Origin of the sequence: Mesorhizobium helmanticense (assembly GCF_003034915.1) — a bacterium.
Lineage (GTDB): Bacteria > Pseudomonadota > Alphaproteobacteria > Rhizobiales > Rhizobiaceae > Mesorhizobium > Mesorhizobium helmanticense.
The window spans coordinates 1-13,773 of record NZ_PZJX01000025.1 but is presented as its reverse complement, the minus strand read 5'-3'; the positions used below and the strand labels follow the sequence as shown (position 1 = coordinate 13,773).

At 64.2% G+C, this 13,773-nt stretch carries 12 protein-coding genes and 1 pseudogene; 7 read left to right on the top strand and 6 right to left on the bottom strand.

Annotated features, from left to right (window positions below; translation table 11 throughout):
* Window positions 1–7: 7 nt before the first annotated feature.
* Window positions 8–934: an IS1595 family transposase gene (locus C9427_RS11365; RefSeq protein ID WP_107649277.1), complete on the bottom strand. Its 927-nt coding sequence runs from the start codon at window positions 932–934 to the stop codon at window positions 8–10.
* A gap of 114 nt (window positions 935–1,048) precedes the next feature.
* On the opposite strand from C9427_RS11365, the gene C9427_RS11360 reads away from it, so the two are divergent.
* A complete protein-coding gene (locus C9427_RS11360; RefSeq protein WP_107649276.1) occupies window positions 1,049–1,549 on the top strand; it encodes an MmcB family DNA repair protein in 501 nt (166 codons plus the stop codon).
* A gap of 265 nt (window positions 1,550–1,814) precedes the next feature.
* Here the strand turns inward: C9427_RS11360 and nhaA are convergent, their stop codons facing one another.
* The 5 genes from nhaA to C9427_RS11335 all read right to left on the bottom strand — a co-directional run bounded on the left by nhaA (window position 1,815) and on the right by C9427_RS11335 (window position 8,755).
* Window positions 1,815–2,999 carry a Na+/H+ antiporter NhaA gene (gene nhaA, locus C9427_RS11355; RefSeq protein WP_107649275.1) on the bottom strand — a complete coding sequence of 395 codons (1,185 nt, stop codon included), beginning with the start codon at window positions 2,997–2,999 and terminating at the stop codon, window positions 1,815–1,817.
* Between the two features lie 317 nt (window positions 3,000–3,316).
* Window positions 3,317–3,880: an ActR/PrrA/RegA family redox response regulator transcription factor gene (locus tag C9427_RS11350; protein ID WP_107649274.1), complete on the bottom strand. Its 564-nt coding sequence runs from the start codon at window positions 3,878–3,880 to the stop codon at window positions 3,317–3,319.
* Between the two features lie 76 nt (window positions 3,881–3,956).
* Entirely contained in the window at window positions 3,957–5,282 is a 1,326-nt protein-coding gene (locus C9427_RS11345) for an ActS/PrrB/RegB family redox-sensitive histidine kinase (protein ID WP_167434319.1), read from the bottom strand.
* 70 nt (window positions 5,283–5,352) lie between these two features.
* On the bottom strand, window positions 5,353–7,809 hold the full coding sequence (gene hrpB, locus C9427_RS11340; protein WP_425351644.1) for an ATP-dependent helicase HrpB: 2,457 nt from the start codon (window positions 7,807–7,809) through the stop codon (window positions 5,353–5,355).
* A gap of 55 nt (window positions 7,810–7,864) precedes the next feature.
* Window positions 7,865–8,755, bottom strand: a complete 891-nt coding sequence (locus C9427_RS11335; protein ID WP_107649271.1) for a DMT family transporter — start codon at window positions 8,753–8,755, stop codon at window positions 7,865–7,867.
* Window positions 8,756–8,781: 26 nt separating this feature from the next.
* Between C9427_RS11335 and C9427_RS11330 the strand changes: the two are divergent.
* From C9427_RS11330 to C9427_RS11305, 6 genes and pseudogenes are all read left to right on the top strand, one after another.
* A pseudogene (locus tag C9427_RS11330) lies at window positions 8,782–9,111 on the top strand (PIG-L deacetylase family protein); the annotation flags it as partial.
* A 295-nt stretch (window positions 9,112–9,406) separates the two neighbouring features.
* Window positions 9,407–10,738: an ABC transporter substrate-binding protein gene (locus C9427_RS11325; RefSeq protein ID WP_107649269.1), complete on the top strand. Its 1,332-nt coding sequence runs from the start codon at window positions 9,407–9,409 to the stop codon at window positions 10,736–10,738.
* A 110-nt stretch (window positions 10,739–10,848) separates the two neighbouring features.
* Window positions 10,849–11,796 carry a carbohydrate ABC transporter permease gene (locus C9427_RS11320; protein WP_097576806.1) on the top strand — a complete coding sequence of 316 codons (948 nt, stop codon included), beginning with the start codon at window positions 10,849–10,851 and terminating at the stop codon, window positions 11,794–11,796.
* Window positions 11,793–12,743, top strand: coding sequence for a carbohydrate ABC transporter permease (locus C9427_RS11315; RefSeq protein ID WP_107649268.1), 951 nt, complete (start codon window positions 11,793–11,795; stop codon window positions 12,741–12,743). Before C9427_RS11320 ends, C9427_RS11315 begins: the two co-directional genes overlap by 4 nt.
* Window positions 12,740–12,946 (top strand): hypothetical protein, encoded by a 207-nt coding sequence (locus C9427_RS11310; protein WP_097576794.1) that lies wholly within the window; start codon window positions 12,740–12,742, stop codon window positions 12,944–12,946. Before C9427_RS11315 ends, C9427_RS11310 begins: the two co-directional genes overlap by 4 nt.
* A gap of 3 nt (window positions 12,947–12,949) precedes the next feature.
* A partial coding sequence (locus C9427_RS11305; RefSeq protein ID WP_107649267.1) for an ABC transporter ATP-binding protein occupies window positions 12,950–13,773 on the top strand: 824 nt, incomplete at its 3' end.

Here is a 13,773-nt window from a genome sequence, read left to right as displayed (position 1 = left end):
TTCTCGCCTATTCCGCCCCGACGCCCGATGAGTCCCGGTACTTCAGTCGTTTTCCAACGATGCCAGCCATAGCCCTTACCGTCCGGTTGTTGTCATCGACGCCAAGCGCGATGCGGTTGCTGTAGCGAAAGTCGAATTCAGCAAGATAGCGGTGCAAGTGCTGCTCACCGCAATGCTGATAGATGCCCTTCATGCCACGCTTGAAGATCGAATAGTAGCCTTCCACGGTATTCGTATTTACGTCACCGCGAATATACTCGTCTTTGGAGTGCGTGACAAAATCGTGGGAAGCGAAATCCTGTTCGGCGCGGCGATAGATGCCGCTCTCGTCAGTCATCAAGGCGCTCTCGCGAGCGATGTTGGCGCGAACTATCGGCATGACATTGCCCATGCGGGCGGTATCGACGTGGAAGGAACGGGCACGGCCGCCGCGCTCGACAAGCGTAACGACCGTGTTCTTATGAGAGCCGCCAGCCTTTACCGGCGCGCCTTTCAGACGGCCAATGTAAGTCTCGTCAACTTCGACATGCTTGCCTTCGCCGCCCATCGGGGAAAGGACGCCATCGCGCATAGCCTCGCGCAAGCGATGAAACATGAACCAAGCTGTCTTGTACTGGACCTGCAAAGTCCGGTGCAGCTGATGAGCGCTAATACCCTTCTTGCTGGACGCCAGAAGATGCGCCGCCTGCCACCATTTATGCAGCGGCACATGGCTGCTTTCGAACACCGTTCCAACCTTCACGGTGAACTGTTTCTTGCATTCCAGGCAGCGGCGAAGGCCGGTGCGAGCGGTCGTCCCGGTGACGCGGGTAATGCGGTTCTGTTCGCAGTTCCCGCACTTCGGGCAAACCGGACCTTCCGGCCACACAATCGCTTCCAGCCGCTCGAAAGCAGCTTCTTCGTTGTGGAAATGTGGCTCGGAAAGGACGCTCATAAACCGGATTCCTACTGTGAAATCAAGGTATCAGCGTTCGCCGTGTTTGTAAAGTACATAATCGCCCTGGATAAAAGAGTTCAAACCGTGAACAAAATCTGGCATGGTTTCGCTATGCCAATCATTTCCCCGATTCCCCTCAATCCCCTGATCGACGGCCGCCAGTCGGAACGCGCCATGCTGGTGCGGCGCGGCGTGCAGGGGCTGCTCAGGGAAATGGGTGCGCATGTGCTGCCCGAAATCTCTCTGGCCACCGGTCGCCGCGCCGACCTCGTTGCGCTGACCCGCCAGGGCGACATCTGGATCATCGAGATCAAATCCTCGATCGAGGATTTCAGGGTCGACCGCAAATGGCCTGACTACCGGCTGCATTCCGACCGCTTTTTCTTCGCCACCCATCCCGGCGTGCCCTCGGAGATCTTTCCCCAGGAGTGCGGCTTCATCCTCTCCGACGGCTATGGCGCGGAAATCCTGCGCGATGCGCCGGAGCACCGCATGGCGGCGGCAACGCGCAAGGCGCTGATGCTGCGGATCGCGCGGGCGGGTGCTTCGCGGCTCCTGGCGGCGGAACTGGCAGGCGTGTCGGTGCCGGCGCTGGACGGGGAGAGCGAGTAGTTGGCAGCACTCGAATTCCTCGCCCCACGAAGTGGGTACGAAGTGGGGTGGCCCGGCGAAGCCGGGACGGAGAGGGGTCTTCGCGGCGACCGGAAGTTTCATCGCCTTAAGAGTTGATGACAGGCTTCGTATCGCGGCCAGTCAGGCGCTCTATCCGTCATCGGTTCTGATGTCGCGAGCGTCGTCCCCCCTCTCCGTCCCGGCTTCGCCGGGCCACCTCTCCCCCGCTTGGCGGGGGCGAGGAACCCAAGAGCTGCGACCGGCTCTACTCCTCGTCCGCCACCGCCGGCGCCATCAGCAAGACCGCCGCGCCGAGGATGGCGGCGATGAAGGAGCCGGCGAGGATGCCGACCTTGACCGCGTCCTGCAGCGCCACGTCGTTGGCGAAGGCTAGCAGGCCGATGAACAGGCTCATGGTGAAGCCGATGCCGCAGAGCAGCGAAATGCCGACCATGTGCAGCCAGGTGGCATTGACCGGCAGATCGGCAAGGCCGAAGCGAATGGCAAGCGCGGAGGAGCCGAACACGCCGACCAGCTTGCCGGCGACGAGGCCGGCGGCCACCCCCAGCGTCAGCGGCTCGACCAAGGCGGCGGGGCTGAGGCCGGCGAGCGAGACGCCGGCATTGGCGAAGCCGAAGATCGGGATGACGACGAACGGCACTATGCCGTGCAGGCCGTGTTCGAGCCGGTGCAGCGGCGAATGGTCGAGATCATGACCGATGCCGGGCGAGCGCTCGAGCGGGATGGTCAGCGCCAGCGCGACGCCGGCCAGCGTGGCGTGTACGCCCGATTTCAGCACCAGCACCCACAGGATGACGCCAAGCACGAGATAGGGCAGCAGATGCATCACCCGCATGCGGTTGAGCACGATGAGCACGGCGATGACGGCGAAGGCCGCACCCAGATAGGCGAGCGACAGGCCGCTGGTGTAGAAGATCGCAATGATGATGACCGCGCCGAGATCGTCGATGATGGCGAGCGCGGTGAGGAATATCTTCAGCGAGGCCGGCACGCGGCTGCCGAGCAGAGACAGCACGCCAAGCGCAAAGGCGATGTCGGTGGCGGTCGGGATCGCCCAGCCGGACAGAGCGGCTGGATTGCCGCTGTTGATGGCGACATAGACCAGTGCGGGAACCAGCATGCCGCCGGCGGCGGCGACGCCGGGCAGGACGCGCCTGGGCCAAGTCGAAAGCTGGCCGTCCAGCATCTCGCGCTTGATCTCCAGGCCGACCAGCAGGAAGAACACCGCCATCAGGCCGTCATTGATCCAGTGCGAGACGCTGAGCGGCCCGAGATAGGCGTGAAGGGCGGAGAAATAGGTCTCGGCCAGCGGCGAATTGGCGACGATCAGGGCAAGGGCGGCGGCCGCCATCAGGACGATGCCGCCGGCCGCCTCGCTGTCGAGGAATTCGCGGAAAATGGAGACCGGCCGCGGTTTGTCGTCCTGCATGTCGCCTCTCATGTTCCCGGTCGGACGGAATCACTTCGCGGGATGATGCGCAAGCGTAGCAGACGACGCAAGGTCGCCTCTTCACCTTGGCAGATCGCGCCTCGGAGATTGGCCGAAACGCCCATCAGTTCGTCATCCTATGGCGGAGCAAGGAGCGAAGCGACGCAGCGCAGACCATAGGATCCATGCCGGGCCTTCAGAGCGCTGCTACGGTACAGAATTCTGCTCCGTTGCGTTCCGCGCCTGACATCACGGCATGGATCCTCGGGTCTTCGCTCCGCTTCGCGTCGCTACGCCCAAGGATGACGAAGCCGGGTTCAGCGCGGGGCGCGCTTGGCCAGTATCCGCTGCAGCGTGCGGCGGTGCATGTTGAGCCGGCGCGCGGTCTCGGAGACGTTGCGGTCGCACATTTCGTAGACGCGCTGGATGTGTTCCCAGCGCACGCGGTCGGCCGACATCGGATTTTCCGGCGGTGCTGCGCGTTCGCCCGCCGTGCGGGTGAGTGCGGCAAAAACATCGTCGGCATCGGCCGGTTTCGACAGATAATCGACGGCGCCGAGCTTCACCGCCGTCACCGCCGTGGCGATGTTGCCGTAGCCGGTCAGGATGATGGTGCGGGCGTCGTCGCGCTTCTCGCGGATGGCGGCGACGACATCGAGGCCGTTGCCGTCGGCAAGCCGCATGTCGACCACCGCATAGGCGGGCGGATTGGCGCGCGCCTTGGCCACCGCCTCCTCGACGCTCTCTGCCGTTTCGACCAGGAAACCCCTGGTTTCCATGGCGCGGGCAAGGCGCGTCAGGAACGGCTTGTCGTCATCGACGATCAACAGCGAGGTGTCCTCGCCTTCAACCATTGCGCCAATCGTTTCGTCGCCACTCATCGTCTCTGGAATTCCTGCTGCCTGAATTTTACGCAGATATAGTTTTGAAGCGCCAATGTCCAATTCTTAGCACTTGTCAGGCCGTGTCGAACATGGTGGCCGGAGCCTGCTCGGGATTGAGGAAGACGCTGCGCGGCCAGGCTATCTGCACGATGGCGCCCTCGCCCAGCCCGCTCGAATTGCGGAAATCGAGCGTGGCGCCCGAGCGCTCCAGCAAGGTCTTGGCGATGAACAGGCCGAGACCCAGGCCGCCGCCGGCTTCGGTGCCCTGGCGTGTCGACATATAGGGCTCGCCGATGCGGTCGATGATTTCAGGCGGGAAACCGGGCCCGTCGTCGATGATCGAGAAGGTGACCGCGGCCTCGTCCCAGCTCCAGCTTATGGTGACGGTCTTGCGAGCGAAGTCGACAGCGTTCTCGACCAGATTGCCAAGGCCGTAGATGACGCCGGGATTGCGCCGCCCGACCGGCTCGGGGCCGATGCGCTCCCCGGGCCGAAGCTTGATTGAAATGCCGAAGTCGCGGTGCGGAGCCGTCACTTCCTCGACCAGCGAGGTCAGCGGCAGGCGGGAGAGATGCGCCTCGCCCTCGGAGGACAGGCTGGTGAGGCGTTTCAGGATTTCGCGGCAGCGCTCGCTCTGCGAACGCAGCAGCGTGACGTCCTCGCCATATTTCGGGTCTTTACCGAGCGCCTTCTCCATCTCCTTGGAGACCAGTGCGATGGTGGCGAGCGGCGTGCCAAGCTCATGCGCGGCGGCGGCCGCAAGACCGTCGAGCGCCGACAGATGCTGCTCGCGCTGCAGCACCAGTTCGGTTGCGGCAAGCGCGTTGGCGAGCAGGCGCGCTTCCTCGGCCACCCGGAAGGCATAGATCGCGGTGAAGGCGATCGAGGAAAACACCGCCATCCACATGCCGGCGACATAGATGAACGGCATCTCCAGCGGCGCGCCCTCGTGCCAGGGCAGCGGCAAATGGAAGAAGACCAAAAGGCTCACCGCCACCATCACCAGCGCGCCGAGGACGGCGGTCAGCCGCAGCGGCAGCGACGCCGCCGAAATGACCACGGGCACGGTCACCAGCACGGAAAAGGGATTGGTGAGGCCGCCGGTCATGTAGAGCAGGCCGGCGAGCTGCAGGCTGTCGAAGGTCAGGATGGCAAAGGCCGAAAGCGGGGTCAGGCGATGCGCCGCCGGATAGCGGAAGGTCAGCAGCAGGTTCATCCAGGCCGAACAGGCGATCAGCGCGAAGCACAGGCTGACCGGCAGCGGGAACTTCAGCCCATAGGCAACGACGAGCACCGTCAGACTCTGGCCGACGATGGCCAGCCAGCGCAGCCTGATCAGCGTGTTGAGGCGCAGCCGCTGGCTTTGCTGGAAGTCGGGCGCGCGCAGGAGGTTGATCATGGCCAGGGATTATAGCCGGGAAAGTGAATGGTGCGATGGTCCATGATGCTTCGATCTCCTGTTTGGGACATCACGTCCCGCGCGGCTTGGCGCGGCTGGTGGCGGTGGCGAGAAGCGGGTTCTCCGGCCAGACATGGCGGGGGTAGCGGCCGCGCATGTCGGTGCGAACATCGGCCCAGGAACCGCGCCAGAAGCCGGGCAGGTCGCGCGTCGTCTGGATCGGCCGGTGCGCCGGCGACAAGAGTTCGAGCGTCAGCGGCACCGTGCCATTGGCGATCGCCGGATGCCGATCGAGACCGAAAAGCTCCTGCACACGGACCGCCAGCACCGGCCATTCCCCGTCATAGCGGATCGGTACATGGCTGCCTGACGGCGCGTCGAAATGGGTCGGCGCCAGCGCCTCGACCTTGCGCTGGAGGTCGTGCGGCACCAGGGTCATGAGGCCGGCCGAAAGCACGCCCTGATCGATCGCGGCGAAGGATGCAGCGCCGGCAAGAAACGGCAGCAACCAGTCGTCGAGGCGTTCGAGAAGTGCGGCATCGGACATGTCGGGCCAGGGCGCGCCAAGGCCGCGATGCAGCCAGCCAAGCCGCTGGCGCAGCGTTTGCGCCTCCTTGCTCCACGGCAAAAGCGAGAGGCCATGTTCGCGCAAGGCGTCCAGGATGGCGCGATCCGCATCTGCGCCCGATGGCGCCGGCAGCATGCGCTCGGAGAGCGTGATGGCGCCGAGGCGGACGATCTCGCGCATGCGCACTGCACGCCTGTCGCGGTCGAAGCCGGTTTCCCGGCGGGTCTCGATTTTCTCCGCGAGTGCCGCACGAATATCGGCCTCATCGACCGCGGCTGCCGCGGTGATGCGGGCGTTCTGCGCCTTGCCCTGCAGGTCGGCGACGACCAGCCAGGCCTCGCCGGCCAGCGGATCGGCGGCGTCCAGCATGGCGCCGGAGCCGTTGGCCAGCACGAACCGGCCACGCTCGCCACGCGCCCTCGCCACGCGGTCCGGCCAGGCATGGATGAGGAGGGCGCCGGCGAAGGCCTGCTCATTGTTTCTCCCGCCACCGGCCTGTTTCGCCAGCCGCTCTGCAAGCTGCCGCGCCGCTGTAGCGCGCGGCGATCTTTCGGTGCGAAACCGCATCAGCCGCCGTTCGAGGTCGGCGCCATCACCGCCGAGACCGCGCTCGGTGAGCAGCACGGCCAGCATGGCCGCCTCATAGGCCTGCCCGGTCCTGGCGGCCTCGGCAACCATATGCGCCAGCCGCACCGGCAGCGCCAGCTTGCGCATCGCGGCACCCGCGTCCGTCAGGCGCCCTGCTTCGTCGATGGCGTCGAGCGCGCGCAGCAGTGCCCTTGCCTCGTTGAGCGCCGGGGCCGGCGGCGGATCGAGGAAGGCGAGGCTTACCGGATCGGCAACGCCGAAGGCGGCGCAATCGAGCAGCAGGCCGGAAAGATCGGCCTCGAGGATCTCCGGCGGGGTGAAGGCGGGCAGTGCCGACGTCTGCTCGGCCCGCCACAGCCGGATGGCGATGCCAGCTTGCGTGCGGCCGGCGCGGCCGGCGCGCTGATCGGCCGATGCACGCGAAACACGCACCGTCTCCAGCCGCGTCAGGCCGCTGGCCGGCTCGTAGCGCGGCAGACGCGACAGGCCGGAATCGATAACGACGCGCACGCCGTCGATGGTGATCGAGGTCTCGGCGATCGAGGTTGCCAGCACCACCTTGCGGCGGCCCGGCGGTGCCGGCCTGATCGCCGCATCCTGCGCCTTGCCGTCGAGCTGGCCATAGAGCGGCACGATATCGGTGTCGGCGCCGACCCTGCCCGCCAGCCGCTCGGCGGTGCGCTCGATCTCGCGCTGGCCGGGCAGAAAGGCGAGCACGCTGCCGCTTTCCTCGGCAAGTGCCGAACGGATCGCCTTGGCCATGGCGTCCTCAATAGCGATGCCGGCCGGTCGCTCGTCGTAGCGGACATCGACCGGGAAGGCGCGGCCCTCGCTCTCGATCACCGGCGCTGCGGACAGCAGCCTGGCGACGCGCGCGCCGTCGAGCGTCGCCGACATCACCAGCAGGCGCAGATCGGGCCTGAGCGCGCCCTGCACGTCGAGCGCCAGCGCCAGACCGAAATCGCCGTCGAGCGAACGCTCGTGGAATTCGTCGAAGATCACCGCCGAGACGCCGGGTAGCTCCGGATCGTCGAGGATCATGCGCGACAAGACGCCTTCGGTGACGACGAGGATTTTTGTCCGCGCCGAAATGCGGTTTTCCATGCGCATGGCATAGCCGACGGTTTCGCCAGGCTCCTCGCCGATAAGCTCGGCCATGCGGCGGGCGGCGGCGCGGGCGGCGAGCCGGCGCGGCTCGAGCAGGACGATCTTGCCGGTGCCAAGCCATGGCGCGTCGAGCAGCGCCAGCGGCACCAACGTCGTCTTGCCGGCGCCGGGCGGCGCCACCAGCACGGCGGCGTTGCCGCTGCCGAGCGCTTCGCTCAGGGCCGGCAGCACGGCGGACACCGGAAGGTCCGGCAAGGCTCTCATCTTCATCGCGCCCGCATATCAGCGGCCATGGCCGGCGCGCAACCGGCGGGGTAACTTACAGCCTCGTGCGCGTGAACGGATTCCAGCGCACCGTACCCAGCCGCACCTCCTCGCGCACCATGGTCAGCAGCCCGGAAGCGCCGACGATCGCCAGGCCGACCAGCGACAGCGCGTCCGGATACTCCTGGAAGAACAGCGCGCCGAGGATCACCGCCCAGACGATCTGCGAATAATGCGTCGGCGCGATGCGGTTGGCGGGCGCATATTTGACCGCGAGCAGCTGCAGCAATTGCCCGCAGGAGGTGAAGGCGCCCGATATGACGAACCATACCAATTGCCTAGCGTCCGGCAGCGTGAACGAGGTGGCCGCGGCGCCGACGCCATTGAAGATCAGGCCATAGCCGATCAGCACGCCGAGTATGGTCGTGCGCTTCTCCTGCTGGGCAAGCGAGCGCATCAGGATGATGCTGGCGGCGGCAAGGAAAGCGACGCAGAAGGCGGCAAGGTGGCCGAGATGCAGTTCGCGAAAGCCAGGCCTGACCACCAGCATGACGCCGACAAAGCCGGCGACCACCGCCAGCCAGCGCCAGGGGCCAACCTTCTCCTTGAGAATGACGGTGGAGAGGATGGTGACGCAGAGCGGCGCCAGGAAGATCAGCGCATAGGCGTCAGTCAGCGGGATGGTGGTGAAGGCATAGACGCTGAGCACGCCGGAGAATATGCCCGCCCAGGCGCGGGCCTGCACCGCCCAGGGCCGCTTCGTGCGCCAGAAATCGCGCCAGCGCTCGCCATTCGGCCTGGTGAAGAGCATGAAAAAGCCGGCAAACAGCGTCGAGAAGAAGCCGATCTCGAACACGGTGAACTGCCCGCCGAGGCTTTTGACAACGGCGTCGTTGCACGAATAGCTTGCATAGGCGATCAGGGCGAGCAGGATTCCGTTCGTCACGTTCTTCCATTTCCGGGGAGAGAGCAGTGAAAATATTGGCGCTGGGTGCGCATCCCGACGACATCGAGATCTTCATGTTCGGTACGATGGCCGCCTATGCCACGCAAGGCGCGGAATTGATTTTTGCGATAGCCACGGATGGGGCCAAGGGTGGCAAGAGCGATCCGGCAGCGCTCGCCCGCGTCCGCCGCGAGGAAGCGGCTGCCGCGGCGGGCCTGCTTGGCGCCACGCCGCACTTTCTCGATTTCCCGGATGGTGCGCTGATTGCCGATGCCGCCCTGATCGCGGCCCTCAAGGCGCTGATCGGCGATTTGCAGCCGGATCTGGCGATCACCCATGCGCCGAACGACTATCATGGCGCCCTGCTGCCGCCGGCGCCTGCGATCCGGCCTGTAACCGTGAGCACCAGGACGGTGACCTGAGCCGGCCGAACGCGCTGACAGCCAACTCTCCTTAGCCGGCACCAAGGTTCCGCGAGTTTGCTGCGGCGCAGCAACGAATTCGCTTGCCTTGTTTAGTAAAAATTGCATCACTAAACAAATTACTAAACATTGGCGGCGCGATCGCGCCGCCGTGTTTGGGCCCCTGAGGAGGGGGGTCAAGGTTTCTTGAAACCGTCATCCGGACGCGTTTCGCAAATGGGAGGAAGGCATGAAATCGACCTTGAAACTGACGTTGGGTCTGGCCTCGGCGATGTTGGCGTCGACAGCCGTCTCGAACGTCGCGCATGCGGAAGACCTGACGCTTTGCTGGGCAGCTTGGGACCCGGCCAACGCGCTTGTGGAATTGTCCAAGGACTTCACCAAGGAATCCGGCATCGGCATGAAGTTCGAGTTCGTGCCGTGGACCAACTATGCCGACCGTTTTCTCAACGAGCTGAATTCCAAGGGCAAGCTGTGCGACCTGATCATTGGCGACAGCCAGTGGATCGGCGGCGCGGCCGAGAACGGCCACTACGTCAAGCTGAACGACTTCTTCGACAAGGAGAAGATCAGCATGGACGACTTCGTGCCCGCAACCGTCGTCGGCTATTCGGAATGGCCGAAGAACACGCCGAACTACTGGGCGCTGCCGGCGATGGGCGACGTCGTCGGCTGGACCTATCGCAAGGACTGGTTCTCCAAGCCGGAACTGCAGAAGGAATTCAAGGAGAAGTATGGCTGGGATCTCGCCGCGCCGACGACCTTCGACCAACTCAAGCAGATCGCCGAGTTCTTCCAGAAACGCGAGATCGACGGCAAGACCGTCTATGGCGCCTCGATCTATACCGAGCGCGGCTCCGAAGGCATCACCATGGGCGCCATGGACGTGCTCTACAGCTTCGGCTTCCAGTACGAGAACCCCAAGAAGCCCTACGAGATGGAAGGCTTCGTCAATTCCGAGAAATCGGTGAAGGGGCTGGAATTCTACAAGGCGCTCTATGACTGCTGCACCCCGCCCGGCGCCTCGAACAGCTATATGGGCGAAGGCGTCGATGCCTTCAAATCCGGCCAGGTCGCGATGCACATGAACTTCGCCTTCACCTGGCCAGGCCTGCAGAAGGACGAGAATGTCGGCGGCGACAAGATCGGCTATTTCGTCAATCCCAAGGGCCCAGACGGCGACCAGTTCGCCCAGCTCGGCGGCCAGGGCATCTCGGTGGTGTCCTATTCCGACAAGCAGGAGGCGGCGCTCAAATATATCAAATGGTTCGCCAACAAGGACGTGCAGGCCAAATGGTGGTCGCTCGGCGGCTATTCATGCCTCAACGCCGTGGTGAAAGACCCGAGCTTCCCGGCGAGCCAGCCCTATGCGCAGACCTTCCTCGACTCGATGGCCATCGTGAAGGACTTCTGGGCCGAGCCCAGCTACGCGCCGCTGCTGCAGGCGTCGCAAAAGCGCTTCCACGACTATGTCGTCGCCGGCCAGGGATCGGCCAAGGATGCGCTTGACGGCCTGGTCAAGGACTGGACCGAGGTCTTCCAGGACGATGGCAAGATGTAAGGCTCCTCCCGAGCCTAGACCCGCGCGTCCCGTGCCGCCCTTGGCACGGGACGCAGTTCAGATAAATTCCAATGTCGAGACGACTTGAAGTGACCGAAGCGGGACTGACCATGCTCAATCGGACGGCGGACAGCGTTGCCCGGGCCACGCCTGAGCCGTTGGCCCGCAAGGTACGGGGCATCAGCGACAAGGGCCTCGCCTGGCTGTTCATATCGCCGACGATCCTGTTGCTGCTCGCCATCAATATCTTCCCGCTGTTCTGGGCGATCTATCTTTCCTTCACCAACTACCGCGCCAACCGCCCCAACGAGGTGGTGAAGAATGTCGGCCTTGCCAATTACAAGCGCATCCTCGGAGACCAGGACATCTGGATCGCCATGCAGACGACGGCGCATTTCGTGTTCTGGACCATTCTTCTGCAGACGCTGATCGGTTTTACCCTCGCCTGGCTGATCGATCGCAAGTTTCGCGGCCACGCCTTCTGGACGACCATCATCCTGGTGCCGATGATGCTGTCGCCGGCCGTGGTCGGCAATTTCTGGCGCTTCCTCTACGAGCCGCAGATCGGGCTGTTCGCCTACGCCATCTCCTTCGTGTCGGGCATTCCGCCGACCGATATCCAGATGCTGTCCAATGTCTCGCTGGCGCCGTGGTCGATCATCATCGTCGACACCTGGATGTGGACGCCCTACGTGATGTTGATCTGCCTCGCGGGCTTACGCTCCATCCCCGAATACATCTATGAGGCGGCCGAGGTCGACCGCGCCTCCAACTGGCGGCAGTTCTGGTCGATCACGCTGCCGATGGCGCTGCCCTTCATCATGCTGGCGGTGCTGTTTCGCGGCATCGAGAACTTCAAGATGTTCGACATGGTCACTCTGTTGACCGGCGGCGGGCCGGGCTCGACGACGGAAGTCGCCTCGATCACGCTGAAGCGGCAGGCTTTCGAAAGCTGGCGCACCGGCTATTCCTCGGCCTTCGCCATCATCCTGTTCGTCGCCGTGTTCGGGCTGGCCAACATCTACGTCAAGGCGCTGAACAAGGTGAAGCAGAGATGAGCCTGACCACAGCCCATTCGGTCGTTGCACCTTCGGCAAATGCGAAGCTTATCGCCGGCACGATCATCGTTGCCTATGCGCTGATCTCGATCGTGCCGCTGCTGTGGATCTTCGCCACCAGCTTCAAGACGCCACCGGACTCGATCGCCTATCCGCCGAAGATCGTCTTCCAGCCGAGCATCGAGGGCTATTGCAATTTGTTCACGACGCGCACGCGGCAGACGCCGGAATACATCAACTCGCTCGGGCCGGCGACCGGCTTCTGCGACGAGACCGTGCGCAAGCGCAACATGGTGATCGCCGGACCGTCCAACTTCATGCCGCGCTTCGTCAATTCGCTGATCATCGCCTTCGGCTCGACCTTCTGCGCGGTGTTCCTCGGCACGCTGTCGGCCTATGGCTTCTCGCGCTTCAAGGTGCCGCTGGCCGACGATCTTTTGTTCTTCATCCTGTCGACGCGCATGATGCCGCCGATCGCGGTCGCGATTCCGATCTACCTGATGTATCGCGAGCTTGGCCTCTCCGATACCGCGCTCGGCATGATCCTGCTCTACACGGCGGTCAACGTGTCGCTCGCCGTCTGGCTCTTGAAAGGCTTCATTGACGAGATCCCGCGCGAATATGAGGAAGCGGCGATGATCGACGGCTACACGCGGCTGCAGGCCTTCTGGCGCACGGTTTTGCCGCAGGCGACCACCGGCATTGCCGCGACCGCAATCTTCTGCCTGATCTTCGCCTGGAACGAATATGCCTTCGCCGCGCTCCTGACGTCGGGCACGGCGCAGACCGCGCCCCCCTTCATCCCGACCATCATCGGTGAAGGCGGGCAGGACTGGCCAGCGGTGGCCGCCGGCACGACGATCTTCCTGGTGCCGATCCTGGTTTTCACCATCCTGCTGCGCAAGCAATTGCTGCGCGGCATCACCTTCGGCGCGGTGCGCAAATGAGCCTGTCCCAACCCGCAAAACGCAAATCGCGCTGGCCGGTGTGGGCAAGGCGCGGGCTGATGGAAAACATCGCCACGGCGATCATCGCCATCGGCTTCCTGATGCTGTTCCAGCCTTTCGCGCTGTCGCTCTACACCTATTCCTTCGTCACCATGCTGGCCGGCACGGTGATGTTCATCATCGTCTCGAAGTTTCCGGAGTAGACGATGGCTGAAATCCGCGTTGAGCATCTGAGGAAAGCGTTCGGCGATTTCGTCGCCGTGCAGGATTCCAACTTCGTCGTCGAGGACGGTGAGTTCTTCGTCATGCTGGGGCCATCGGGCTGCGGCAAGACGACAACGCTGAGGATGATCGCCGGGCTCGAACTGCCAACCGGCGGCAAGATCCTGCTCGGCGGCGAGGATGTCACCATGCGGCGCGCGCGCGAGCGCGACATCGCCTTCGTCTTCCAACTCTTCGCGCTCTATCCGCACATGAATGTAAGGAAGAACATCGGCTTCCCACTGCTGGCGCAGGGCATGCCGTCGGCCGAAATCCGCCAGCGCGTGGAAGAGACGGCCAAGCTGTTGCGCATCGATCATCTGCTCAACAAATCCGTCTCCGGCCTTGCCGGCGGCGACCGCCAGCGCGTGGCGCTCGGCCGCGCCATCGTGCGGCGGCCGAAATGCTTCCTGATGGACGAGCCACTTGGCACGCTCGACACCGAATTCCGCGATCTCATGGTCCACGAATTGCGCGAATTGCACAACCGCATCCACGCCACAACCGTCTACGTCACCCACGACCAGATGGAAGCGATGTCGATGGCCGACAAGATCGCGGTGATGAACCACGGCGTCATCGAACAGTTCGGCACGCCGCGCGAGATCTACGACCGGCCGGCGACCATGTTCGTCGCGGACTTCATCGGTTCGCCACCGATGAATTTCCTGGGCTTCGGCGGCGGGCTGGCGAAAGGATCCAGGGAGATCGTCGTGCAGGGCGCCAAGGTGGCAGTGCCGGAGGTGCGCGAGGATATCGCGCCGGCCGA